Raw genomic sequence first — 26451 nt, forward strand, 5'->3', positions numbered from 1 at the left:
ATTCCGACAAATTTACCACATTGAAGGCCAAGCAGGGATGAACCGACCTTACTCAGCGAAAGATCATTTACCCGGCGAACTCTACAGTGCCGCCCAGGTACAGGAGCTGGATGCTCTGGCGATTGCTCAGATTCATCAGGAAAGCGGTGATGATGGTGGGTTCGAACTGATGTCCCGTGCGGCAGAAGCCGCCTTTGCCTGCATGTTGGAGCGCTGGCCAGAAGAAGGGTCGGTCTGTGTTTTTGCCGGACCGGGCAATAACGGTGGTGATGCTTATGTGTTGGCGGCACTGGCCTGTCATCATGGTCTGGACGTTGTGTTTTATACCCTGGGTGATCACAGCCAGATGTCGGCCACTGCCAGTAAAGCGCGAGAAATGGCGCTGGAAGCCGGTGTTGAGCCACAAGTCTTTCGCGATGAGTTGGTGTACGAAGGCGGTGTCATTATCGATGGTCTGTTGGGGACTGGCCTCAATAAAGTGGTTGAGGGTGAGTACGCCCAGGCGATCGCTGCCATGAATGCTCATCTGGCCGATGTGTTATCGCTCGACTTACCCTCGGGGCTGAATGCAGACTCCGGTCAGATTATGGGTTGTGCAGTGGAAGCCAGTCTGACGGTGACCTTCATCGGTGTGAAACAGGGTTTACTCACGTCTGATGGTCCGGATGTTTCCGGAGAAGTGGCGTTTGCATCTTTGGCGATCGATCCTCTGATTTATCATCAGGAGCGAGCGAACTGTGAGCGTATCAGTTGGGATCGTCTTGAGCGTCTGGGGCAGCGTTTACCTGCGCGCCGAGGTAACTCACACAAAGGCGAGTTTGGTCATGTCGTGGTGGTGGGAGGCGATCATGGTATGGGAGGCGCCGTTGCGATGGCGGTTGACGCTGCCGGTCGATGTGGTTCGGGATTGATTCGCTGTGCTACCCGCAGCGAGCACGTGACGCCTATTCTGGTGCGTCGTCCGGAAGCCATGGTGCGTGCCGTCGAATCTGGGCTCGAATTGCAGCCGTTGTTGGAAAAAAGCACCGTGATTGCGTGTGGCCCCGGTCTGGGTCAGAGCAGTTGGTCTGAGTTGTTGCTGCAGCAGGTATTACATGCGGAATCTCCGCTGGTACTCGATGCTGATGGTCTGAACCTGCTGGCATCACCCGGCTGGAAGCGCAGTTTTACTGAGCGTGACGTGATTATTACCCCGCATCCGGGTGAAGCTGCCCGTTTATTAGGGACCAGCATTGAGCAGGTGCAGGCAGACCGATTTGCTGCCGCACGCCAGCTGGCACAGGACTACGACGCTGTTGTCGTGTTAAAAGGTCAGGGAACGCTGATTGCAGCACCAGAAGGCAACGTGGCTTTGTGCACAGATGGTAATCCTGGCATGGCCTGTGGCGGCATGGGGGATGTCTTAACTGGCGTCATTGCTGCGTTGCTGGCCCAGGGGATGTCTCCCTGGCAGGCCGCTCGTTACGGTGTCTGTATCCACAGTGGCGCAGCTGACCTGGCTGCGGCAATAAATGGTCAGCGCGGTTTGCTGGCCACCGATTTAATGCCCTATTTAAGAGAGTTAATGAACTGATGTGCCCTGCTGAGAAGAATCATTCACCTGCCATTGAGTTAACCGGCGAACCGGAAATGCTGGCGTATGCCGCAAAGGTGGCAGAGTTTTTAAGGCAGCAGCAATTAACCGATGCTGGTCTGGTGATTTTTCTCGAAGGTACTCTAGGCGCCGGGAAAACCACTTTTTCCCGCGGCCTGGTTCAGGGCCTGGGCCACCTGGGAGCGGTAAAAAGCCCGACCTACACTCTGGTAGAAGATTACGCGCTGGCGGGTGTGAAGGTCTGCCACTTTGATTTGTACCGCCTGGCAGATCCTGAAGAACTGGAGTTTATGGGGATTCGCGATTATCTCAGCGATGGGGCATTATGCCTGATCGAGTGGGCCGACAAGGGGCGGGGGATTTTACCCGCAGCCGATTTGGTTCTGAGCATTGATGATCTGGGTGAAAGCCGCAGGTTAATCTGGCAGTCAGACTCTGAGCGGTCACAAAGCTGGGTCGCTGAACTGAGCGCGCTGTAACGGGAACATACCTTATTAATGAAGTTATGATGGTACGTCTGCTTTTCATTCTGACGATGATGATGTCAGCCCTGACTCAGGCTGACGTAAAAGATGTGCGTGTCTGGCAATCTCCGGATAAAACTCGTCTGGTATTTGATCTTACCGAACCCTCAGAACATAAAATTTTTACCCTGAGTAATCCAGATCGGGTCGTGATCGATCTGATGGCGGCTAAAAGTCTTAAGAACGTTGCAGCCATCGATGTTAAAGGCACGAACGTAAAAGCCATTCGCTCCGGCAAGCGTAACAAGCAAGATCTGCGCATTGTGTTGGACGTTAATCAGTCACTGTCACCCAAAAGTTTTCCACTGAAACCGAATAAGAAATATCCATATCATCGACTGGTTGTTGATCTGGAAAATAAACAGGCGGTGAAAGCGGTTGTTGCCCCGGTAAAGCACACCAAACACAGTGGCTCCTCGGAGCGTAACATCATTATTGCGATTGATGCTGGCCACGGCGGTGAAGATCCGGGAGCGGTTGGTCCTGGCCGAATTTATGAAAAACGCATTGTGTTGGCGATTGCCAGACAGTTGGAAAAACTGTTGAAAAACGAACCCGGATTTCAGCCTTTTATGGTGCGAACCGGTGATTATTATATTGGCCTGCGTGAGCGTACGGCCAAGGCACGAAAAGCTAATGCAGATTTTTTCGTCTCAATTCATGCGGATGCGTTTAAACACCCGAGTGCACATGGCTCTTCGGTCTTTGTATTGTCTGAGCGGGGAGCAACCAGTGAGGCTGCACGTTGGCTGGCGGATAAAGAAAACGAATCTGACCTGATTGGTGGCGTAAGCCTGGAAGATAAAGAAGATCATCTGGCGATGACCTTACTGGATTTATCCATGACGGCTAAACGCAACTCCAGCTTACAAATTGGTGCGGGTATTCTTAAGCAGATGGGGAAAGTCTCGCGCTTGCACAAGAAACAAGTGGAAGAAGCGTCATTTGTAGTACTCAAGGCCCCGGATATGCCCGCATTGTTAGTGGAAACCGGATTTATTTCCAATCCCGGGGAAGCGAAAAAACTGGCGGGTCGCAGCTACCAGAAAAAAATGGCTAAGGCGATCTTCAATGGCATTAGAGCCTATTTTAAAAGCTATCCACCACGCGGCACTTTACTTGCGTCCTCACAGAAAAAAAACAGTCCGATTAACAACTGGCAATCGGTTTCGGGTAAGAAAAATAGCCCAGCTGGCTATCGTACCTATGTCGTTCGTCGAGGCGATACGTTGTCTGGTATTGCGGTTAAGAATCGTGTTGCCATGTCGAAAATACGCCGCCTGAATAAATTAAAGTCTGACAATGTCTGGGTCGGACAAAAACTGAAAATCCCAACCTCATGACCTCCCGAATTCATTTATTATCGCCACGTCTGGCGAACCAGATCGCTGCTGGTGAAGTGGTCGAGCGCCCGGCCAATATTGTCAAAGAGCTGGTAGAAAACTCACTCGATGCCGGTGCAGATCGTATTGAAATCGACGCCGAACAAGGTGGTGTAAAGCTATTGCGTATCCGCGACAATGGCTATGGGATCGGCAAAGACGATCTGCCACTGGCCTTGAGCCGCCATGCGACGAGTAAGATCATCACCCTGGACGATCTTGAAGCCGTCGGCAGCCTCGGCTTTCGCGGTGAGGCGTTGGCAAGTATCAGCTCGGTTACCCGGTTAACATTAAGCTCTCGTGAAAAAGATGCGGAAGAAGCCTGGCAGGTGACTGCCGAAGGCCGGGATATGGTCGCCAGTGTTTCGCCGTCTGCTCATCCAGTGGGTACGACCATCGAAGTGCGTGATTTATTTTTTAATACCCCGGCAAGACGAAAATTCCTACGTACAGAGAAAACCGAATTTTCCCACCTTGAAGAGACAGTCAAACGTCTGGCATTGAGTCGTTACGATGTTGGATTTACTTTGCGTCACAATGGCAAAGTGATTCATTCGTTGCGTCCGGCAACACGACCGATTGACCGCGAAAAGCGGGTTGCACAGCTATTAAATCCAACCTTCATGGACAGTGCGGTGCATATTGAACGAGAAGCCGCCGGTCTGAACTTGCAGGGGTGGGTTGGCTTGCCGACGTTTTCCCGTTCCCAGGCGGATATGCAATATTTCTTCGTCAATGGTCGGGTGGTGCGTGACAAACTGGTGGTGCATGCCATTAAGCAGGCCTACCGGGATGTATTGTATCACGGCCGTCAGCCTGCCTTTGTTCTCTACTTATGGCTTGATCCGAAGCTGGTGGATGTGAACGTACATCCAACCAAACACGAAGTACGTTTTCGTGATGGCCGTCTTGTGCACGATTACTTATTCCGCACGTTACACAAAGCTCTGGCGGATGTGCGTCCGGATGCTCAGTTGCCGCCGGGCGGCCGTCTCGATGATGGCGGGCCAGCGAGTCAGAGCCTGACGCAACAAAATACACCAGCCAGTGGCGTGGAAGCAGGAGAGTTCAGTGAACAGACCCGATTAAACTGGCAATCGGCGGCCACATCAGCACCAGCGCAAACATCGGGTTTCCAGAGTAATAGCTATCAGACACATCCGGGCGCAAGTCAGGCTCGTGAGGGCATCAGTCAGAATGCCGTTGCTGAACAGCTGCAGGCTTATCAAACCATGGCGCAACCGCTGGCGGGAGCCGTTAATAATGTTGAGCCTTTCAGCAATGGGGCGGTGCAGTCGCTACCGGAATCCACCGGTGAAGATATGCCGCCTCTGGGTTTTGCTATTGCGCAGTTGCACGGTATTTATATCCTGGCGCAAAACGCGCTGGGTATGGTGGTGGTGGATATGCATGCCGCTCATGAGCGCATTACCTACGAGCGCTTAAAGGTCGCTTTGGATGAGCAAGGTGTGCAAAGTCAGCCATTGTTGGTGCCGGAAACACTGGCGGTCAGTGAACGTGAGGCGGATGCCGCTGAACAGCATGGCGACGAGTTTCGTCACTTGGGTGTCGAAATTGCCCGGGTAGGTCCTGAAAGTATTTTAATTCGTCAGATTCCGGTGTTATTGCAGCAGGCAAACGTTGCTCAACTAATCACCGATATGTTGTCAGATTTAATGGAGCACGGCCGTTCAGACCGCATTCTGGCCTTCCGTAACGAAGTATTATCGACCATGGCGTGTCATGGTTCGGTGCGCGCAAATCGCAAATTAACCCTGCCTGAAATGAATGCTTTACTGCGTGACATGGAGGCGACGGAACGCAGTGGCCAGTGCAACCATGGGCGTCCGACCTGGACGCAAATGACACTGCCCGAACTGGATAAACTGTTTTTAAGAGGCCGATGATGAGCGATAACCCGAATACATTGCCTCCGGCGATTTTTTTGATGGGGCCAACGGCATCGGGTAAAACCGCGCTGGCGCTCGAACTGGTGGAGAAATATCCCTGCGAGATCATCAGTGTTGATTCAGCGCTGGTGTACAAGGGGATGGATATTGGTACCGCCAAGCCAGATGGCGAGATGCTGAAGCGTGCGCCACACCGGTTAATCGACCTGATTGACCCGGCTGAAAGTTACTCTGCCGCGAACTTCCGTGACGATGCGCTGCATGAAATGGCCGAAATTACCGCCGCCGGTAAAATACCGTTGTTGGTAGGAGGTACCATGATGTACTTCAAATTTCTGCGAGATGGCGCGGCGGAGTTGCCTAAAGCGGATGCTGATGTGCGTGACAGGCTGGTGGCGGAAGCACAGCAGTTTGGCTGGCCACATATGCATAACAAGTTAGCAGAGATTGATCCTGCATCGGCTGCACGACTGAAGCCGATGGATTCTCAGCGCATTGAGCGTGCGCTGGAGGTTTATGAAATCTCGGGCAAAACCATGAGTCAGTTCTGGGCTGAGCAGCAAACTCAGCCACTACCTTATCATGTAGTGAATTTGGCAGTCTGTCCGCCAGAACGTCAGCAGCTCCATGAACGTATTGCTATTCGCTTTAAGCAAATGTTGCGTGAAGGTTTTATTGATGAGATGCGAACTTTGTTTCAGCGAGATGATCTCAACCCTTCGTTACCGTCGATTCGAGCGGTGGGTTATCGTCAGGCATGGGATTATCTAGAGGGTAATTGTAGCTACGAGGAAATGGAAGAAAGGGGCATCATTGCGACTCGTCAGCTGGCAAAACGTCAGATTACCTGGCTGCGAAGTTGGCCCGATTTGCACTGGCTGGATACAAATGATCCAAAACTTCTGCAAAGTGCCTTGAAAATCCTTGAAGCGAACGCCATATTTAGCGCATCGACCTGATTTATCTGCTTACCTTAGCACTAAGCCCGATGTCAGAGCGGTATGGGGCATTTTTTTATTCGGTCGTCCCCACATTGGACGACACCTTAAATTTCAAGGAGACAACCATGTCAAAAGGGCACTCTTTACAAGACCCTTATCTGAACCAACTGCGCAAAGAGCGTATTCCGGTTTCCATTTTCCTGGTAAACGGAATTAAGCTGCAGGGCCAGATTGAATCATTTGACCAGTTTGTAATTTTGCTGAAAAACACCGTAAGCCAGATGGTGTATAAGCATGCGATTTCTACTGTTGTGCCATCTCGTAACGTTCGTCTGGCGCCAGCCGACAGCGGTGTTGAAGCGGCGGAAGAGTAAGTTCTTTTTTATGCCGGGACCTTTCCCGGCGTAATTCCTTTCCGAATTTTTATCAGAGGCTTAGCTGACTTTGTTCTTTGAACGGCCAACTAACAATTCAGGCCAAAAGCAGGGTGGCGAAACCGCAATACTGGTTCATATCGATTTTCCCGAAGGCCTGAACCGCGAAGATCTGAATGAGTTTCGTGAGCTGGTGATTTCTGCCGGTGCTGATCCGCTTGAACTGGTAACCGCAAAGCGCTCTACTCCCGACCCAAAAACCTTTATTGGACTGGGTAAAGTGGAAGAGATTCGCGACATGCTGAATCTGCATGACTGCCAGCTTGTGATGTTTAATCATGCGTTATCGCCCAGCCAGGAGCGCAATCTTGAGAAGGCACTGGAGTGCCGTGTGGTAGACCGTACTGGTCTGATTCTCGATATTTTTGCTCAGCGTGCCCGAACTCACGAGGGTAAACTGCAGGTTGAGTTGGCCCAGTTACAGTATCAATCGACGCGGCTGGTGCGTGGTTGGACTCACTTAGAGCGACAACAGGGTGGTATTGGCTCCCGTGGTGCTGGTGAATCTCAGTTGGAAACCGACCGCCGCTTAGTACGTAATCGCGTTAGCCAAATTCATAAACGGCTGGAAAAGGTGCGTGCCCAGCGCAATCAGGGCCGTCGTGCGCGTCAGCGTTCATCCATTCCAACGGTTGCCATTGTGGGTTATACCAACGCCGGTAAATCGACCTTGTTTAATGCGTTAACGACATCCGAGGTGTATGCCGCTGATCAGTTATTTGCCACATTGGACCCAACCCTGCGTCGTCATAGTGTTGATGATATCGGAGAGGTGGTGCTGGCCGATACGGTCGGATTTATTCGTCATTTGCCGCATAAATTAGTGGAAGCTTTCCGCGCAACTTTGCAGGAAGCGGCAGAGGCGGATTTGCTGATGCATGTAATTGACTGTGCAGCAGATGAGCGTGATTCCAATATTGAACAGGTGGAGATGGTGCTGGGCGAAATCGAAGCCGACGAAGTATCTCAGTTGCGGGTATATAATAAGATCGACTTATTAGAACACGGTGAAGCCCGTATTGATCGTGATGATCAGGGGTTGCCTGTTGCGGTGTGGTTATCGGCACGTGAACACGAAGGTTTCGATTTGCTGAATAAAGCGATTGCGGAGCTGCTTGGTGACGATTTATTTGCTGAAGAAATTCGACTCAGACCTGCAGAATCCAAGTTGCGCGCTATTCTTTATGACATGGGCGCCATTCGTGAAGAGGCTTATACGGATGACGGCGATATATTGTTGCAAATCCGTATGCAACGTCAGGATTTTCGTCGTGCAATCGCCAAAGCAGGAATAACAGAACACCGATTTTTGCCGCAGCAAAAAGAACCCTGGCAATAACCGTACTGATAAATGCAGTCGCAACGAAATAATCTGCTTGGATTGACAGTCTTTGACCGATGGAGACTGTCTATCGTGCCTAAAACGTATATCATTGTTGAGCGCTTTGAGGCGCTTTTTGAACTGTCTGCCTGACTGGAGAGACTTATGGCCTGGAATGAGCCTGGCGGTAATGGCCCCAAAGATCCATGGGGTAACAACGATCGCGGCGATCGTGGAAATGACAACCGCGGTAATAACAATCGCGGTGGTAATCAGCCGCCCGATCTGGATGAAGCATTAAAACAACTGCTGGACAAGCTCAACGGCATGTTCGGTGGTCGCGGTAACAACAACCGCAATAATAACAACCAGGGCAGCGGTGCCGGTGGCATGTTCGGCATTGCTGCTGTTGTGCTGGTAGTGATGTTAGGTTTTAACGCCGTTTACACCCTGGATGAACAGGAACGGGGTGTGGTTTTACGGTTGGGTGAATACCTGAAGACAGAACAGCCCGGCCTGCGTTTCAAGATCCCGCTGGTCGATAGCGTGATTCCGGTTAATACCACCAAAGTTCGTGAAGCTGAAATCAAAGAACGGATGCTGACGGAAGACGAAAACATCGTCGAAGTTGAATTAAACGCTCAGTACCGTGTGGTTGATCCGGTCTCGTTCGCACTGCGTGTTGAGGCGCCGGAACGTACTTTATTGTCTGCTGCCGAGAGTGCGCTGCGTCATGAAGTTGGTTCCACTGAGATGGACCCGATTCTGACCACCGGTCGTGCTGAATTGGCTGAGAAAGTTCAGCTGCGTCTGCAGGATTATCTGGAGCGTTACCAGACCGGTATGGTTCTGACCAATGTCAACATTAAAGATGCCCGCCCACCGGCTCAGGTGAAGGCTGCGTTTGATGATGTTCAGAAAGCCAAACAGGATAAAGAGCGCTTTATTAACGAATCGGAAGCTTATGCAAACTCGATTGTTCCGGAAGCACGTGGTCGTGCTCAGCGTCAGTTGGAAGAAGCGTCGGCTTACAAAGAACGTATCATTGCTCGCGCAGAAGGTGAGGCGGCTCGTTTTGATAACCTCTACAGCGAATACAAAAATGCGCCGAAGGTAACCCGTGAGCGTCTTTACATTGAGTCGATCACGGAGGTCTACAACAAAGCCAGCAAGGTGATGGTGGACGTTGATGGTGGTAACAATATGATGTATCTGCCATTAGATCAGATTGTTAAAAATATGCCGGCGCAAAGCAAAACCGGTGCTATTTCTGATAATGAAATTTCACGTCTGACCGATCGCGTATTGAATGAAGTACGTGCCCGTCAGAATTCTTCTTCTTCATCATCTCGTCGTGGGGAGGGTCGCTAATGTCTCCTAAAGCTATGTTAGCTGTCATCGCTCTGGGCATCGTTGCACTGGTTGCCAGTCAGGGCCTTTACGTGGTGAATGAAACTGAGCGTGCGATTAAGCTTCAGTTCGGTGAAATCGTTGAGGCTGATATTCAGCCCGGTCTGCACTGGAAAAGTCCGCTGATTCAGGAGGTCAAACGCTTTGATGCACGAGTACTGACACTCGACACCAATCCATCGCGCTTCCTGACGGCCGGTAAAAAATACGTGATTGTTGATTCCTTCGCTAAATGGCGCATTAAAGATGTGCGTGCTTACTACAAGGCCACCTCTGGCGATCGTTTCCAGGCTTCGAACTTGTTAGCCAACCTGGTAAACAAAGGTCTGCGTGATGAAATTGCTGCTCGCTCTCTGCATGAGGTGGTTTCCGGTGAACGTGACGAATTGATGACCAAGTTGACCACGGCGCTGAATACCGAAACTCAGGATGATCTGGGGATTGAAGTTCTGGATGTTCGGGTTAAAGCAGTGGATCTTCCTGATGATCTGAGTAACTCGGTGTATAACCGAATGTCGGCTGAGCGAGAGCGTGAAGCCCGCGAGCACCGATCTCAAGGTAAAGAGCTTGCTGAAGGTATTGAAGCAGATGCGGATCGTCAAAAGACGGTTATCGAAGCGGAAGCCTATCGTGATGCAGAGCGCACCAAAGGTGAAGGTGATGCACAAGCGGCCAAGATCTACGCTCAGGCGTATACCAAAGATCCTGAGTTTTATGCATTCACGCGCAGCCTGAAAGCTTATGAAGAGACCTTCAAGCAGAACGACGTGATTATGCTGAAGCCCGACAGCGACTTCTTCCGTTACATGAAGGATGCCGCAGGCCAATAGGCGGTTGCATAGTCAGTAATCGTAGCGCCGGAACTCTCTGCGGGTTCCGGCGTTTTTGTTTCTGAGTTACTTATTCGTCTGGCTAGAACCTGAAGTTATATGCAACGGGGGTGTTCTTACCAATTGACACAAGCAAAGCGGATTCAAAGGAATTGCGCCTAAATTATGTTCATTGCCTTATGGCTTTGGTAGAATCCTGCAACCGGGCGACACGCCCGGTTTTTTTGTGCGGTTAAAAAGGTAAACAACAGTGCAACTCGACTTCTGGCGGGAAATCGCCATCGCTGTTTGCCTGGTATTTATCCTCGAGGGGGCGTTACCGTTTTTATACCCTGCCCGCTGGCGAACACTGGTACAGCAGCTTGCCGAAGTGGATGACCGCACAATGCGAATGACCGGTCTGTTCAGCATGTTGCTGGGGCTGGGGCTTCTCTATCTGATCAATTGATAAGGCTGAATCATGACACGCGCTGACCGTTGGCTATTGCCGGATGGTATTGATGAAGTGTTGCCGCCTCAGGCGCGGCAAATCGAGGTTTTACGTCGTCACCTGCTCGATTTGCTGGATCATTGGGGCTATGACTTTGTGATTCCGCCGGCGCTGGAGTATCTGGACTCTTTGTTAACCGGTACTGGCAAAGATCTGGATCTGCGTACCTTTAAGGTGACCGACCAATTGTCGGGTCGCATGATGGGTCTGAGTGCCGATACCACGCCTCAGGTTGCTCGTATTGATGCTCACAGCCTCGCTCCGGAAGGGGTTAGCCGCCTGAGCTATTGCCGCACGGTTTTTCATGCTAAAGCGCCATCCTTGCTTGCCAACCGAACGCCAACCCAGATCGGTGCGGAATTATACGGTGAAGCGGGTGTCGCGGCTGACGTTGAGATCATCAGTTTAATGGTGGCGATGATTGACAAGGCCGGCATCAAAGATATCCACCTGGATTTGGGGCACGTTGGTGTTTTCCGTGCCCTGGCTGATAAAGCGGGTATCAGCGCTGAGCAACAGAACGAATTATTTGATCTGCTGAAGCTGAAATGTGCTTCTGACCTGGATGCCTGGGCCGATCGTGAAATCAAAGACGCTAAATTGTGTGAGGCTTTTAAACTTCTCACTCGTTTGCAGGGCGATCGGAAGCTGTTAGATGAATCCATCGCTCGCCTGGCTGAGTTGGTACCGGAAACTTCAGCGGAGTTACAACACATTCAGAAGGTGACGGATCAGCTGGCGATGCGTTTCCCGAATACGCCGTTCTATTTTGATTTAACCGAACTGCGTGGTTACGACTATCACACCGGTCTGGTGTTTGCGGCTTATGTTCCGGGTTACGGTGATGCCGTCGCTCAGGGCGGTCGTTACGATGAAACCGGTGCCGTATTTGGACGTGCGCGTCCGGCAACCGGGTTCAGTGCTGATTTAAAAGTGCTGGCACGTTTCGGCACTCAGCCGGTGGCCAGAAAGCAAACCGTCGTCGCCCCTGGCAGTGACGATCCACTGTTGTGGGAAAAAATTCAGCAATTGCGCGAGCAGGGTGTTCGTGTGCTGGTACAGCTGAACGCAGAAGCGATCCCGGCGGATCAGACTCTGCAATTTCAGGCAGGTCAGTGGCAACTGGTCGACGCCTGAGAGAATTCATTTTTTATTGAAAACAGGCCGAGTTGAGTGAATCAACAAGGCCCTAACAGAGTGATAGATACCGAGATGGGCAAAAGCGTTGTTGTTCTGGGCACCCAATGGGGTGACGAAGGTAAAGGTAAAATTGTTGATCTGCTGACAGAGAAGGCGACTGCGGTTGTGCGTTTTCAGGGCGGTCACAATGCGGGTCATACCCTGGTGATCGACGGTGTTAAAACCGCACTGCACCTGATCCCGTCTGGCATTTTGCGCGATAACGTGCGCTGTATTATCGGTAATGGTGTCGTGTTGGCACCGGACGCGCTGTTAAAAGAAGTGCGCTCTCTGGAAGAGCGTGGCGTACCGGTAATGGAGCGCCTGCGTATTTCCCATGCCTGCCCACTCATTCTGCCTTACCACGTTGCTCTGGATCAGGCGCGTGAGATCAAGCGTGGTAACGCTAAGATCGGTACTACCGGTCGTGGTATTGGCCCGGCTTATGAAGATAAAGTATCTCGTCGTGGTCTGCGTGTTGGTGATATGTTCCAGCCGGAATTTGCTGACAAGCTGAAAGAAGTGATGGAATTCCACAACTTCTCGCTGAAGAACTACTACGGTGTTGATGAAGTCAGCTACGAAGACACTCTGGCATCTTGTCATGAGTGGGCTGCGCAAATTAAAGACATCGTTGTTGATGCAGTGGATATGGTTCATACCATCCGCGAGCAGGGCGGTGACATCATGTTCGAAGGTGCTCAGGGTACTCTGTTAGATATTGACCACGGTACCTATCCGTTTGTTACCTCATCAAATACTACCGCTGGCGGTGTTGCCTGTGGTTCTGGTGTGGGCCCGTTGTATCTGGATCAGATCATGGGTATCACCAAAGCGTATACCACTCGTGTTGGTTCCGGTCCTTTTCCAACGGAGCTGTTCGATGAGGTGGGTGAACATCTGGCGACTGTTGGTCATGAGAAAGGTACTACCACGGGTCGTTCCCGTCGTTGTGGCTGGTTCGATGCCGCACTGGTTAAACATGCAATCCGTGTGAACTCAGTCAACGCGATCTGCCTGACCAAGCTGGATGTACTGGATGGTCTGGAAACCGTTAAGGTGTGCGTTGGTTACGAAGACGAAAATGGTAACCGCATGAACGTTCCGGCAAGCGCTGATCAGTTCGACAAAATTACCCCGGTATACGAAGAGCTGCCAGGTTGGACTGAGAGCACAGTGGGTGCACAGAAGCTTGAGGATCTTCCGGAAAATGCTAAGGCTTATATTCGTTTTGTTGAAAAAGCGATCGAAGCGCCAATTGATATTATCTCTACAGGTCCTGACCGCGTACAAACTATTGTGCTGCGTCATAGCTTCGAGCTTTAACGGAACACGTCTAGTATTGGTAGGGAGTGTTAAGAGTTAGCTGAACAACGTTCGTTTAATATCGGGTGGTTGTGTGTGATTGCTAACTTTACCTTACTTCGACCACTTCGGTGGCCTTGCCTAAAAAAATCAAAAAAACCGCCCATTGGCGGTTTTTTTATCGCTGATTTTTGACGAGTGTATTATGTCTGACTCTGCAGCCCGAACGGATTCCCGTATGGTCGAAACCAACCAGCACGATTTGCATGAGCGTCTGGAACAGGTGGTGAAAAAACACCTCCAAGAGCCGTTTCGTAAACCCTTTCATGATGCGACGGTGGAGGCATTTTATCGCATTAAAGAAGTCTGGCAGGCGGATGGTCGCCCACTGATCCTGGATTCCTGCTGCGGTGTGGGCGAAAGTACAGTGAACTTAGCTGAGCGCCATCCGGATGCTTTTATTCTTGGGTTAGATAAATCCGGTTGTCGTATTGAAAAGCACGATAGCTACCGCCGTACGGCAGATAACTATTTATTAGCGCGTGTTGATTTAAATGATTTTTGGCGCTTGGCCGCTGCAGATAGCTGGCAGCCAACGCATCACTATATTCTCTACCCAAATCCCTGGCCAAAGGCAGCTCACCTGAAACGTCGCTGGCACGGTGCGCCGGTATTTCCATATTTGTTGCTGTTGGGTGGGCAGCTGCAGATGCGTTCGAATTTCCCACTGTATTTGCAGGAATTCCAGCAGGCGCTGAAAGTGGCGGGTTTAGCTGGTGAGTTTTCGCCGTTGACGTTTGAAGGTGAGAATGGAGATGCCAGAGATATCACACCTTTTGAACGTAAATACCGTTTAAGTGATCAGTCATTATTTCGCCTGGATGCCGATTTATCGAATTTTGATGTATCCTGGCGTGCTCAGCTGACATTGCCAGGGAAAGCGATCAGGCGCTGATCGTATTGCGACCGCGCTCCTTCGATTTATACAGTTGAGCATCGGCGCGCGAGAACATGCTGTCTTGCGTATCACCAGGCTGAAACTCGGAAATACCGATACTCAGTGTGGGTGGATTGCCGGTTTCTGGGTGCGCGATCGGGAATGTCTCGAGCTGCAGTTGCAGGCGGCGGGCCAGATCTTCGGCTTGTTCGGCATTGGTTTCCGGACAGATAATACAAAACTCATCCCCCCCCCATCGACCAATCACATCGGATGGTCTCGAGCTGGTCACCAGTAACTCAGCAACCACGCGGATAATATTGTCTCCGGATTGATGGCCAAGGATGTCATTGATCGGTTTAAAGTGATCGATATCGATCAGAATGAGCGACATGTCGTGCTGATAACGACGGCTGCGCTCAATCTCGCTACAAAAACGACGATCGATGCCAGAGCGGTTGCGCGTGCCTGTCAGGTGGTCGGTTTCGGAACGTTGTTTTAATTCCAGCTCCTCTTTGCGTGAGCGAATGACAGCGATAGTGTGAGCCTTCTTTTTGTCCGGGAACGTCGCCACTTCAATATCGAGAGGCAGTCTTTCACCACTTTTATGGGTACCGTAAAAATGCTCGCTGCCAGTGCGGACCAAAGAAAGCGGATTGCTGGGTGCATCGCCGATAGTGCCGTGATCCAACAGGTCACGTATTGACCGGCTTTTGATTTCGTCTTCACTGTAACCAAAGATTTCGCTCACTTTAGGGTTAGCGCGTATGACTTTTCCGCGGCTATCAACGACTAATAAGCCGTCAGGGATGACGGAAAACAGTGTTTCCAGGTTGTTTTTTGCGGAGGTGGTGCGGATAACCAGATAGCTGCTGTACAGCGTAAAAACAATCAGTGCTGGAATACCCAGCCAGGTCAGAATCTGTACCCTGTTCTGCGCTGTATTCAGTAGGCTATCGGTTTGTTGCTTTACTTTGTGGTAGTTATTCTCCAAGTGTATGTTCAGGGTTGCCAAAGCTTCCGCTGCGAACCTGTCATCAACGTGGATGCGTTCATCAAGTTTACTGACACTCAGCCTGGTAGCTAGCGCGTGATTGATACCCTGAAGCTTTCGTTTGTAGTTCCCCATAATAGTGGCCAGGCCATTCAGTGCGTGCATTTCTTCCTGATGAATCGGGAGTTCAAGGTACTGGCGCAATAGCCTCTGAGTGTCAGTCATCGATTGCTTAGCCTGAACCAGATAATTGGCATCACGACGTATCACGTAGTTTTTATAGTGATGGATAAAACCGGCATAGCCAAGAGAGGCACGGATCTGACTGATCAGGTGAAATTTGTGTTGGGTTTGAGCACTGTATTCATGCCATTCGTTGTTGAGGTTGTCGATGGCGCGTGTGGTCGATAGGCTGAGGTTGACCAGAATCAGAAAAGTTACGATAAAGAGGATGGATATAATCCGAACATGGGCACAAGATTTATATTGATGATTGATGGTCTGTGGAGCAGGCATCACGTTATCCAGATCATTCCATGAAGTTTCTGACTAATTCATCATTATTCTAGACCAATCCTCCTCTGAAGCTACTAATAAAATTTTCAATATCGATGATTTCCCCGCTGCTTGTGCCGGCTATGCACTGGTATGTGCAGTAACTGATAATTTGTTTCGCTCAGGGAAATGATTAAGCCACTATCAGTTTAAGGTTATTCGTAAGCCAGCGGACGACTGCTTGTTTGCCGTTCGTACCCGTGTATTTTTGCCGGTGCTGTTGTGCGTGGCGAGGTTTCGTTGAACCCGCTTGCGAGTCTGCTGCTGAACCTGCAATAGATTATCGTAATAGGCGTGCTGCATAAGTTTCTCCTGAGCCTGAATAAGCCCTAATATCTCCATGATTGTCGCTATCATAAATGAGTTGGCTGAACGGAATCTGAATCGCGCTTCAATGGCTTGATCGAAGGATTCAGCGAAAGTTCAGATAAATGGGTTATTATGAACGTACTTCAATTTCGGGACTGGTAATGTTCGGAGCCTGGCAAACCCTGTTAATGTTCATTTGCTATTGTAAGCGCAGCTTTATCATTGCTTTGATGCTGGCTGCTGCGCCAATAGCTGTGGCCGACGATAATACCGACGGCAAATGGGTCGAAGAGCCGGTTATTAAAACGGAGTGGCTGGAGCAGGTTGTTAGTCCGGTCAGTCGCTGGATGGAGCAACGTATTCAGGGTAGTCAGCACAGCGCTCCGATTGTTCATGAAGCCCCTGAAGTTGCCACCTTACCCTCACATGTAATCTCCCCCACTGAGGCAGCTCGTCTGCTTACCCTGTTATTTCCCGGAGAGGTTCTGCGAGTTCAGTTATTAAATACCCAACCTACAGCCTACAGCATTAAGTTGTTGTCGGAGCAGGGGTCTATTTCAGGTTTTTACATGGATGCTACCGACGGAACGTTACTGGAGAATCGTCCGCCGTTAAAACAGACAGCCGCACAGCCAAATCAAGAAAAGGAGATGAGTCATGAAAATTCTGATCGTTGAGGATGACCAGTTGCTGCGCCAGCAGCTGGTGCAGCAGTTGGAACAAAATGGCTTTAATTGCCAGCAAGCTGCAGATGGTATGGAAGGATACTTCCATGCCAGCGAGTACCCGTTTGATATGGCTGTGATCGACCTCGGACTGCCGAAAATTGATGGCATTGAATTAATTCGCCGGTTGCGAACAGACGGGTGTAAGTTTCCGATCCTGATTTTAACCGCCCGTAATGGTTGGAAGTCCAGGGTTGAGGGACTTGACGCCGGTGCTGATGACTACATGGAAAAACCGTTTCACATCGAGGAGCTGGCAGCTCGATGCCGGGCCTTATTACGGCGTACCACGGGCAACAGTAATACTCTTGAGGCTGGCCCGCTGCAACTGGACCTCACCACACAGCAAGTCACTCTGAATAACGAGCTGATGGACCTGACGGCGTTTGAATACAAAATTCTTGAATACATGATGCGTCGCGGTGGCGAGGTCATATCTAAAACCGTATTGACCGACTATTTATACGATCAGGATTTTGAGCGTGATAGTAACGTCATCGAAGTTTTGGTTGGTCGCTTAAGGAAGAAACTCGCTGGAGATAGTGGATTTGCGCCAATCGTTACCTTGCGTGGTCGCGGTTATCAGTTTCAGAAGCAGGGCTGAAGCACGATATGCTCAACTCATTAATCGGACGGCTGATGGCGTTTTCGACGTTGACGTTGATCGTATTAATGACGGGCCTGGGTTTTTTATTGCAGCATTCGTTTTACAGCTCACAGCTGAGTGCAATGCAGGAGCGATTAAAGCTGCACAGTTATTCGATTTTATCGGTTGCGGATTACCACAGCAGCCAGTTGTATTTGCCCGTTTTTCTGCAGGAACGCCGTTTTAATAAGCCGGAGTCGGGTTTGTACGCCCAAGTCGTAAAATCGGATGCCACTAAGGCCTGGTCATCGTTGTCCGCGCGGTCATTATCACTGGGGAGCAGCCGCTGGGCGGAACAGGGGCAATGGATCTATTCGACCGTTGCCCGGACGGACGAACAATTTTTTATGGCGCGATTTGGTGTGAGTTGGTCGGAATCGGGTATCAGTGGTCCGGTTTATAATATTGTACTGCTTGAAAGTATGTCGGAACTGCATCTTCAGGTTGATCTTTACCGACAAAAGCTGGGGATTTTATTGTTGAGCTTGTCCAGCTTTATTCTATTGATGCAGTTTTTAATTTTGCGTTGGGGTTTAAGGCCGCTGCGCCAGGTCAGTTCCGATCTGGAAGATATTCAGCATGGGCAGAAAGCACAATTGTCCGGAGACTATCCGCGAGAGCTGAAACCGCTGACATCTAACCTTAACCGTCTGATTTCCTCCGAACACGGACAGCGTGAGCGTTACCGAAACACGCTGGCCGATTTATCTCACAGTTTAAAAACCCCGCTGACAGTGATGTCTGGCATTGTGACCGAACAACAACAGCATGAGAAAACGGTAGAGTTAAATGAACTCTGTTATCAGATTGATAAAATGAACTCGACTATTGGTTATCAGTTGCAACGAGCGGTGCAGGGGTCATCCGGCTTAAGTATTCAGAAAATAGACGTGCTGCCATTATTGCAATCGGTTTGCTCTGCGATGGATAAAGTGTATGCCAACAAAGGTATGGCTATTCACCTTGATGTATCGGAACCAGCCATATTCAATGGCGATGAAAATGACTTGTTGGAAGTGCTGGGCAACCTGGTTGATAATGCTTGCAAGTACGGTAACCAGACCGTTGAAATTGCGGTGTTTCAGGAGTCGCAACAATTGACCATTACAGTATCGGATGATGGCCGGGGTATCCCGGAAGAGCAACGGAATCTTGTATTGCAGCGTGGTCGTCGATTAGATACTGTTGAAGCCGGTCAGGGCCTTGGTCTGGCATTGGTGAAGGAAATTCTTGATAGTTATCGGGCCGGACTTATTATCGAACAATCACCCTTAGGAGGGGCCTGCTTCAGAATAACGTTCCCCCAGTGAGTATCTGTGCAGGTAAGGACATATGACAACGAATAATACAAAAAAGCTGATTACGATGCTGATGCTGTGTTTTCTCACCGCCTGTTCCAGTGTCACTATGCGACCATACGGTGGCGAAAAAATTACCACGAAGCCCACTTATCAGAGTAGTAAAGATTATTACTGGTGGGGGCTGCGTAATAAATATCAGATTAACACCAGTGAGATTTGCCAAGGCCGTCGGGTCATGCAGATGCAGTCGGTCAGCACATTATCTGACTGGATTTTTCAAACGCTGACCATTGGGATTTATTTTCCGCGTACAGCCAAAGTTTGGTGCGAGGAAAAACGGTGATGGTATTGAACAGAAAAGCCCGGAGTGCGGCTTTAATCGTTGTTGCTTTGCTTGCTTCAGCACTATCAGGCTGTGCCACTATGAAGTTTACTCAGGATGTACCTGATCGGCCGCTGAAGCGGGAAAAAGTGCAACATTGGCATCATACTATCATCAACGGCATGGTCGAAGTCAGTGAACCGGCGAACCTCTATCGGGATTGCCGCGGCAAGCCATGGAAGTCTGCGACGGTAGAGTTCCGCTTTAAAAATGGTCTGGTTGGTGGCGTAGCTAATGCAGCCATAGACTCTGTAATATTTTCCTCTGCATTTCTGGCTTTTTATGCTCCATGGAACGTTGAAATTTATTGTACGAAATAAGCTGATTTCATCGCTTAACCGATCATGGCAGCTTAGTTAAGGGGGCGCTTGAGCGGGCCACTTGCCGCGAAAACTGAACTAACGAGCCAATCTGTATATGACTGGCCGATAAATTTGACTATGATTAGTGGGTCACTAGTCTTTCTAGCCCATCTACCCATCGCCTGGCAACGTTTCATGCTGCATCTTTGGTTTTCATTAGCCGTCATTCTCTTCCTTGGGTGTTCTTCATCCCAGGCTATGACGTTGAGCGAAAACAGACATGCCGATCCGGTTGCATTGGAGTTGACTTACCTTTCAACGTTCAGTGAGCGTGCGGCGATCGATGAAGCACTCGAGTATGCGCTCCCCTGGCAGGTGCCGGATAAAACGCCACCCAACTTTGGCTTCACCCGGAAATCGTTCTGGCTGAAAGCGCCAATTTATAACGATACCGGCGTTTCGCAGCGACGATTGCTTACGGTGGATTACCCGTTGCTCGACCATCTTGAAATCTTTCTGGTGCAAGATAAAAACATCATAAAGCACGCGGTGATGGGCGATCGAATGCCATTTCATGTTCGAGAAGTGAACAATCGTCGCTTTGTTGTACCTGTGGATATTCCGGCTGACGGCAAGGTGCAGGTTTATTTCTTTCTCAGAACCAGCAGCGCCGCATTACTTCCGGCATTTTTATGGCAGGAACAGGATTTTTATCAGCACGAAGTCGAGCTATCTCTCGGTTTCGGGCTGTACTTTGGCTTTATTATTGTAATGATCGCCTACAACCTGTTTCTGTACTTTTCGATTCGGGATGTCAGTTACCTGTATTACATCCTGTATGTTGGAGCATTTTGTATTTTTCAGGCCTCGCTCACCGGCTTGTCCTATCAGTTTTTGTGGCCGGAAAGCCCGAACTGGAATGATCTGAGTGTGCCATTCACCGTGCTGCTGACGAATGTTACAGCGCTGCTGTTCGCAATTCGCTTTCTCGATCTGAAACGACATACAACGCTGTTTTATCGTTTTGTGTTGGTCGATCTGTCGGTCTGTAGCTTATTGTTGTTCGCCTGCTTCTGGGTCAGCTATGCCTCCATTATTGCTATTGCTGCAACCTTTACCATAGTGAACAGTCTGGCGATGTTTGCAGGCAGTGCTTATTTGCTCAAGCGTGGCGTTCGTCATGCACGTTTCTTTTTACTTGGCTGGACCACCTTCCTGTTAGGCTGTCTGCTGTTATCACTGATGGTATTGGGCATTTTACCCATCAATTTTATTACCGAACACGGTGCAAAAATCGGTTCGGCGATGGAGGTTGTGCTTTTATCTTTTGCCTTGGCTGACCGGATTAACTCCGAGCGACAGGCCAAGTTTGCTGCTGAAAAACAAACCTACCTTGAGAAAGAAAAAACCGCTTCAGCACAGGCAGCAACCAAGGCTAAGGATGAATTTTTGTCGATCATGAGTCATGAAATCCGTACACCCATGAACGGTGTGGTTGGAATGCTTCAGTTGCTGCGCGATACCAACCTGGATCATAAGCAAAAAGAACTCCTGCAAGTGATGGACGGTTCTGCGCAAACACTGGTCGCTATTATTAATGATGTGCTCGACTTTTCTAAAATACAGTCCGGAAAAATGCCCATTGAGCAGGTTCCGTTTGATCTGAAGCAATTATTAAACGACGTAACAGAGTTGTATCAGATGACTCTGAAACTGAAAGAAGACGTCCGTTTCGAGCTGATTACCGATGGCAATGTACCGGTCTGGGTGTCTGGAGACCCAACCCGTTTACGGCAAATTCTAACCAACTTTATTAATAATGCGGTGAAATTTACCGAACACGGAAAAATTATTCTGCATGTCAGTCAACAGAGACATCAGACGGTGTTTCGGGTCACTGATACAGGGGTTGGACTCAGCGAGCAGGAGCAACAGGGGTTGTTTCAGCAATTCAGTCAATCCGGTGCAGAGGTTAGCCGAAAATACGGTGGTACAGGCCTGGGGCTGAGTATCTGTAAGATGCTCAGTGAGCTGATGAATGGCGATGTTGGGGTTTCCAGTCGCGCCGGACAAGGTTCAACTTTCTGGTGCTCATTGCCGCTTGAAGCGACGGTGGCTGAGGCACAACTAAAACCAGAGGCGAATCAAAGCTCCGGAGATGTTGGTCAGTTATCGGTTTTAGTGGCCGAGGATAATTCTGTGAATCGTTTGGTGGTAGAAAAGATGCTGGCGAAGCTCGGTGTGAAACCGGACTTTGCGGAGAACGGTCAGCAGGCTGTGGAGCATTACCAGAACAATAAATATGATCTGATTTTAATGGATTGTCAGATGCCGGTGATGGATGGTTATCAGGCGAGTGAGATGATTCGCGAATGGGAAGGTAAACACCGGCTAAACCCGGTTGTAATTGCTGCTCTGACCGCCAATGCCAGTAAAGAAGATAAAAAACTGGCCTTACAGTCGGGTATGAATCTCCATTTATCCAAACCATTGTTACTGGAATCGCTGGAAGAAACTCTGATTCAGGCTCTGGATGGCCGTCGATAAAACAGTGTGTTTTTATCATGACGTTAATTGCAACCCGGAAGGCGCTGCAACCGACGGCCATACCTGGCCACCGATTGCCTGATATTACAGCCTTTGATTAATTACTTAATATTGGGTAGTCGGTATAACCCACCGGTCCCGGCGTATAAAAAGTATCTGGATTTGCCTGATTTAATTCTGCGTTTTGTTGAAAACGCTCAACCAAATCCGGATTGGCAATAAACGGTACACCAAAGGCAACAGCGTCGGCTTGTTGATTGGCAATGGTAACGTCGGCCTCTTCACGGCTATAACCCATATTGGTAACTAAATTACCGTTATAGGCTGCCCTTGCCGGAGTGACCACATCGCCGGTTTGTACACCAAAGAAATCAGCACGCATCAAGTGCCAGTAAGCCAGATTAAAGCGATTAAATTGTTTTGCCAGATATTCCGTCATACCAATCGGATCACTGTCTTTCATACTGTTATAACTGTTTAACGGCGAGGTGCGAACACCCACGCGGCCGCTGCCCCAAACACCCACTACAGCCTCAATTACTTCCAATAATAATCGTGCGCGATTTTCCAGCGGGCCACCGTAGTCTCCGTTACGTTGATTGCTGCCATCGCGCAGGAAACTATCCAGCAAATAACCGTTAGCACCATGTACTTCAACACCATCAAAGCCAGCTTCTTTGGCGTTTTCTGCCGCTTTACGGAAACCTGCAACTATGGTCGGAATTTCATCATCGCTCAGTTCGCGTGGCACCGTGTAGGGTTTTTTGCCTTTCGGTGTGTGGACTTCGTCGTCAATGGCGATAGCGCTTGGCGCTATCGGCTCATTGCCGTCATTCATATCTGGATGACAAGCGCGCCCACCGTGCCAGATTTGCAGAACAATTCGGCCACCTTTTGCGTGAATCGCATCGGTCACTTTTTTCCAACCTGCGATTTGTTCGGCGGAATGAATACCCGGTTCGTTAATAAAAGCCGAGCCGTTTTCCATCGCCATGGTCGCCTCTGCAATGAGTAAACCGGCACTGGCACGCTGAGCATAATATTCTGTCATGAGTTCCCCTGCGATATTACCTTGTTCGGCACGAACGCGGGTGAGTGGCGCCATAATAATACGGTTAGGTAACTCAATGTCACCCAGGGTAATTGGAGTGAACAGTGACTTTGGGGTGGTTGGAATACTGGACATAGATTTGTTCCTGAAGCTGATCTCGTTGTGTTTTTAATAATGTAAGAACGAGCAATAGCAACAACAAGAGTATCCAACTGAAACGATCTATCACTCTCAGCGCAACAATATCGGGCTTGCTAACAGACCTTTGTATTTATCGGTAACAGGTGACAGAAAAAAGAGGAGGAAATAAACACTCTCCTGCGTAAAAGCACCACAGGAGAGCATGAAAGATAATGATCAGAATTGGAAACCGGCACTGATGTACACTTCGTCTTTGCCTTTTTCCTGATCAAAACCGTGGGCATAACCCAGACGCACCGGAATGGGTATGGCGTACATTACAACCAGTTCAGTGCTTAATTCAACACCGGCAGAGGTCAGATATTTGGCCTCATTACCCTCGCGCCAAGCGGCACCGTGGTCGACAAAAACGTTAGCGCCCATATTACCGAGGCCAAGTGGGAAAATATCCCAGTTGCGTTCAATGACGCCTAATGTGGTACGCCATTCCAGGGTATTAACGTTTATCCGGGTACCAGTTTGTACGTTATCGCTGTATCCCCTTAAAGCCCAGCGATCACGACCGAATAAGGTGTCGCTGGTTTGCAGAATAGTACCGCCGAGACCAAACAATTTAGGTTTGTCGAATCCATAAGCGTTCGAGGTATTAAACGCCAGAACCTGTGTACCGGGCAGATCGACATAGCTGTTCCAGTTAACGTTAATCACTTCGCCATGGAAATCACTGTCGATCACATCATTCGTTTCCCAAACTAATGACGCACGCTGGCCCCAACTGATACCAGGTGCATTCAGGAATGCTTCGATATTGGAGAAATCAAGGCGAGCACCGAGCAACCCTTCTTTTTTGGCTTCATGATATTGCACGTACTTTTTATCGCTGTTTTTTCCCTTAACGTCTTTTTCTGTTTCGCTGCGTGCTCCGAAACTGAATTGAAGTTTATTTTCGAAGGCATTAAACAGATTAATACGGGCGATTTCGACGTTGTCCGATTCACGAATCTGCAAGCGCTGCTGGTTTCCGATATTGTGCTCGGTATAAATGTGTTCACGCTCCAGAGTGAACTGCCATTTGTTATCGTAAAAATATTGCAACACACCAGAGCTTAATCCGTTCTGGGTGTCGTGAGCCAGTGTGGTGACATAGCTGTGTCGAAGCAGTGCGTCTTTCCCGTCGATTGATGCACCAATCAGAGTGGCGTTATCATCACTGCCAAAAATTGGCATCCAACGGGTAGGCGCCAGGGTAGCAAATGGGCTGTAATCACGAATTTCGCTATGGCTGACCTGAGTGCTGTAAGGGTCCGGATAGTTGTACTGACCCTCAGTTGCACTCAGAGAAAATTCGTTAACGATTCGGAGGTTCTCCAACTTGCTGTGCTCATAACCATTGGCGTCGTAGCTCTGTAAAAATACGGTTCCGCCAACGGGTTGTGGTGCCAGTGCGCCACCCATCAGATTCGTTAATTGCTTAATCCGTTTGCTGGTTAAATCCAGAGTGTAAAGGTTGTAGGTTTCACCATAGTCAGCTGCATAAATCAGGGTGTTGTTATCGAGGAACTGCGGTCCGGTTTCGATCGCTTTGCTGTTGGTAATCTTCTGCCAGCTGGCCGATTTAATATCGAATATTTCGATATTCCAACCCTGATTTTTACGTTTAATGGTTGCCACAATACGCTGACCATCAACGGATAAGGAGTATTCTCCCAGTACATCATCAATCGAGCCGCGCCATAACGTGCGCAATACCTTGCCATCGGCTGTCAATAAATCCATTTGGCTGATGCCATCTTTTAAACGTTTGGCTAATAATCGTTTGGGCTGATTGGATTCTGTCGGCATCCAACGGACGTCTCGATAACGCTGATCGCGAGTATTACGGTGTTCGTCACCATCGACGAGCTGATAAATATCGGCCCAGACGCGGCCGTCGGCACGGTGACTTAAGCGGGTATAAATCAGTGTGCCATCGGAGCTGACGTCGATATTCGTGGCATCCTGAACTTCAGCAAGAGTCTGATGTTCGCCCTGTTCATTCACTTTCACAATGCGTTGACGGTCCTCGCCATTGCGATACAGGTAATAATAGTTTTTGCCGTCACTGGTGCTGGCATCCAGCGAATAACCCTCATTACTGACGGATGCTAAACGTGTGATGGGTAATAATTTAATTTCATCAATTTGTGGCTGAAATTTTTTAACCAACCAGCTGCGGAACTCTGCCCATAAATGTTCGTAGTCTTTTCCAAAGACCTTACGTGCATCCGGGTTCAGGAATAGAAAGTTAAACGGCACCAGATTGCGTGAGTACAAAGCCAGATAGGCACGCAGTTTTTCTTCGCCATAGGTATCTGTCAGAAACTGATAATAATGAGCGCCATACAGGTAGTGTTTACCCATTGGCCAGTCGCGTAAGTTAATGGTCACCTGGTTGATATCATCAATGCCATTTAGTACTTCCATACGCATTTGCATGTTGTAGGCTTTACTCTGGCCACGGCCGAAGCCCAGTTCATGATCAGTTTCGGTGTAGACCGCTAACCCTTCAATTAAAAAGCCAGGCTGATAGGCGTGAGGGAATGTTGAAGCATGACGCCCGAGAACGTGACGCACGGTGGCTGGCAGGCCCCGAGCCATATCAAGATGAATAACATGGGTTAATTCGTGAGTAATTAATAAATTCAACCAATCATCATAGGCTTCTAGAGTGGTGCTACCATCCGGTGGGCTGAGGAATAACCGCATCTGATTCCAAGGGTCAACGTGAGCCCAACCATTGGAGACATCGAAATCATCGGTTAATACCACTTGCACTTTGTCTTTCGGTGTCCAACCCAGACGTTTGGTAAGAATGGGCCATTGAGTTTCGGATACGGTGGCCGCACGTTGTGCGATTTCCTGATGTTGTGAGAGAAAGTTAAATACGAAATGTTCTGTTTCAAAGGTCTTCCATTCGTCACCTGAAAGTATCCATGCAACTGCCCCTTCGTTAGTGGCATATGTATGAGAGGGCAGAGCTGACAGGGTGAAACCGCCAGCAACGGCAGCCAATACGGATGCAGACAAAAACTTCGGGATGAATAACTTGAACGACATGATGAAACCTCTGACGAGCGGATTATACAGATTCTCATCAGTCTAATGAGGTATCGGTTAACCCCGACTTAACTGTTTCAGATAAATCTGTTCAGCCTGGGTTTAGGTTCAGATAGCGTTGTAATGACAGTGCATGAAGAATCGC

General features: G+C 49.4%; 23 protein-coding genes. 19 read left to right on the forward strand and 4 right to left on the reverse strand.

Translation table 11 applies throughout. From position 1 onward, the window contains the following. Window positions 1-37: 37 nt before the first annotated feature. The 13 genes from MK185_11565 (at window position 38) to MK185_11625 (ending at window position 14275) form a co-directional block, all read left to right on the forward strand. Window positions 38-1573 carry an NAD(P)H-hydrate dehydratase gene (locus MK185_11565; GenBank protein ID MCH2041263.1) on the forward strand — a complete coding sequence of 512 codons (1536 nt, stop codon included), beginning with the start codon at window positions 38-40 and terminating at the stop codon, window positions 1571-1573. Next, complete coding sequence (gene tsaE / locus MK185_11570) at window positions 1573-2073, forward strand: tRNA (adenosine(37)-N6)-threonylcarbamoyltransferase complex ATPase subunit type 1 TsaE (GenBank protein ID MCH2041264.1); 501 nt, start codon at window positions 1573-1575, stop codon at window positions 2071-2073. The genes MK185_11565 and tsaE overlap by 1 nt, the downstream gene beginning before the upstream one ends. Window positions 2074-2099: 26 nt before the next feature. Further along, a complete protein-coding gene (locus MK185_11575) occupies window positions 2100-3461 on the forward strand; it encodes an N-acetylmuramoyl-L-alanine amidase (protein ID MCH2041265.1) in 1362 nt (453 codons plus the stop codon). Continuing rightward, window positions 3458-5407 (forward strand): DNA mismatch repair endonuclease MutL, encoded by a 1950-nt coding sequence (gene mutL, locus MK185_11580; protein ID MCH2041266.1) that lies wholly within the window; start codon window positions 3458-3460, stop codon window positions 5405-5407. The genes MK185_11575 and mutL overlap by 4 nt, the downstream gene beginning before the upstream one ends. Beyond that, entirely contained in the window at window positions 5407-6369 is a 963-nt protein-coding gene (miaA, locus tag MK185_11585; GenBank protein MCH2041267.1) for a tRNA (adenosine(37)-N6)-dimethylallyltransferase MiaA, read from the forward strand. The genes mutL and miaA overlap by 1 nt, the downstream gene beginning before the upstream one ends. A gap of 107 nt (window positions 6370-6476) precedes the next feature. Further along, window positions 6477-6725 carry an RNA chaperone Hfq gene (gene hfq, locus MK185_11590; protein MCH2041268.1) on the forward strand — a complete coding sequence of 83 codons (249 nt, stop codon included), beginning with the start codon at window positions 6477-6479 and terminating at the stop codon, window positions 6723-6725. 70 nt (window positions 6726-6795) lie between these two features. Next, window positions 6796-8124, forward strand: coding sequence for a GTPase HflX (hflX, locus tag MK185_11595; protein ID MCH2041269.1), 1329 nt, complete (start codon window positions 6796-6798; stop codon window positions 8122-8124). Between the two features lie 147 nt (window positions 8125-8271). Beyond that, on the forward strand, window positions 8272-9477 hold the full coding sequence (hflK, locus tag MK185_11600) for an FtsH protease activity modulator HflK (GenBank protein ID MCH2041270.1): 1206 nt from the start codon (window positions 8272-8274) through the stop codon (window positions 9475-9477). Next, window positions 9477-10346, forward strand: a complete 870-nt coding sequence (gene hflC / locus MK185_11605; GenBank protein ID MCH2041271.1) for a protease modulator HflC — start codon at window positions 9477-9479, stop codon at window positions 10344-10346. Before hflK ends, hflC begins: the two co-directional genes overlap by 1 nt. 250 nt (window positions 10347-10596) lie before the next feature. Next, window positions 10597-10794: a DUF2065 family protein gene (locus MK185_11610; GenBank protein MCH2041272.1), complete on the forward strand. Its 198-nt coding sequence runs from the start codon at window positions 10597-10599 to the stop codon at window positions 10792-10794. A gap of 12 nt (window positions 10795-10806) precedes the next feature. Continuing rightward, window positions 10807-11973, forward strand: a complete 1167-nt coding sequence (locus MK185_11615) for an ATP phosphoribosyltransferase regulatory subunit (protein ID MCH2041273.1) — start codon at window positions 10807-10809, stop codon at window positions 11971-11973. A gap of 75 nt (window positions 11974-12048) precedes the next feature. Next, entirely contained in the window at window positions 12049-13341 is a 1293-nt protein-coding gene (locus MK185_11620; GenBank protein ID MCH2041274.1) for an adenylosuccinate synthase, read from the forward strand. Window positions 13342-13525: 184 nt separating this feature from the next. Then, the gene (locus MK185_11625) at window positions 13526-14275 is read left to right on the forward strand and encodes an SAM-dependent methyltransferase (protein ID MCH2041275.1); all 750 of its coding nucleotides are present in this window, start codon (window positions 13526-13528) and stop codon (window positions 14273-14275) included. On the opposite strand, the gene MK185_11630 is transcribed toward MK185_11625, so the two are convergent. Together MK185_11630 and MK185_11635 are read right to left on the reverse strand one after the other, a co-directional pair. Then, window positions 14265-15767 (reverse strand): sensor domain-containing diguanylate cyclase, encoded by a 1503-nt coding sequence (locus MK185_11630; protein MCH2041276.1) that lies wholly within the window; start codon window positions 15765-15767, stop codon window positions 14265-14267. The genes MK185_11625 and MK185_11630 overlap by 11 nt on opposite strands. A gap of 183 nt (window positions 15768-15950) precedes the next feature. Beyond that, window positions 15951-16109: a hypothetical protein gene (locus MK185_11635; protein MCH2041277.1), complete on the reverse strand. Its 159-nt coding sequence runs from the start codon at window positions 16107-16109 to the stop codon at window positions 15951-15953. A gap of 128 nt (window positions 16110-16237) precedes the next feature. On the opposite strand from MK185_11635, the gene MK185_11640 reads away from it, so the two are divergent. The 6 genes from MK185_11640 to MK185_11665 all read left to right on the forward strand — a co-directional run bounded on the left by MK185_11640 (window position 16238) and on the right by MK185_11665 (window position 22018). Further along, complete coding sequence (locus MK185_11640) at window positions 16238-16792, forward strand: hypothetical protein (GenBank protein ID MCH2041278.1); 555 nt, start codon at window positions 16238-16240, stop codon at window positions 16790-16792. Next, the gene (locus MK185_11645; protein ID MCH2041279.1) at window positions 16773-17444 is read left to right on the forward strand and encodes a response regulator transcription factor; all 672 of its coding nucleotides are present in this window, start codon (window positions 16773-16775) and stop codon (window positions 17442-17444) included. Before MK185_11640 ends, MK185_11645 begins: the two co-directional genes overlap by 20 nt. An 8-nt stretch (window positions 17445-17452) precedes the next feature. Then, the gene (locus MK185_11650; GenBank protein ID MCH2041280.1) at window positions 17453-18796 is read left to right on the forward strand and encodes an ATP-binding protein; all 1344 of its coding nucleotides are present in this window, start codon (window positions 17453-17455) and stop codon (window positions 18794-18796) included. Between the two features lie 22 nt (window positions 18797-18818). Next, window positions 18819-19130: a Bor family protein gene (locus tag MK185_11655; GenBank protein MCH2041281.1), complete on the forward strand. Its 312-nt coding sequence runs from the start codon at window positions 18819-18821 to the stop codon at window positions 19128-19130. Further along, a complete protein-coding gene (locus tag MK185_11660; GenBank protein MCH2041282.1) occupies window positions 19130-19489 on the forward strand; it encodes a hypothetical protein in 360 nt (119 codons plus the stop codon). Before MK185_11655 ends, MK185_11660 begins: the two co-directional genes overlap by 1 nt. Before the next feature lie 246 nt (window positions 19490-19735). Continuing rightward, the gene (locus MK185_11665; GenBank protein ID MCH2041283.1) at window positions 19736-22018 is read left to right on the forward strand and encodes an ATP-binding protein; all 2283 of its coding nucleotides are present in this window, start codon (window positions 19736-19738) and stop codon (window positions 22016-22018) included. A gap of 97 nt (window positions 22019-22115) precedes the next feature. Here the strand turns inward: MK185_11665 and MK185_11670 are convergent, their stop codons facing one another. Beyond that, complete coding sequence (locus MK185_11670; protein ID MCH2041284.1) at window positions 22116-23204, reverse strand: alkene reductase; 1089 nt, start codon at window positions 23202-23204, stop codon at window positions 22116-22118. A 222-nt stretch (window positions 23205-23426) separates the two neighbouring features. Further along, complete coding sequence (locus MK185_11675) at window positions 23427-26306, reverse strand: hypothetical protein (protein MCH2041285.1); 2880 nt, start codon at window positions 26304-26306, stop codon at window positions 23427-23429. Window positions 26307-26451: the final 145 nt, after the last annotated feature.

Source organism: Saccharospirillaceae bacterium, assembly GCA_022448365.1.
In the GTDB taxonomy this organism is placed as follows: domain Bacteria; phylum Pseudomonadota; class Gammaproteobacteria; order Pseudomonadales; family Oceanobacteraceae; genus Bacterioplanoides.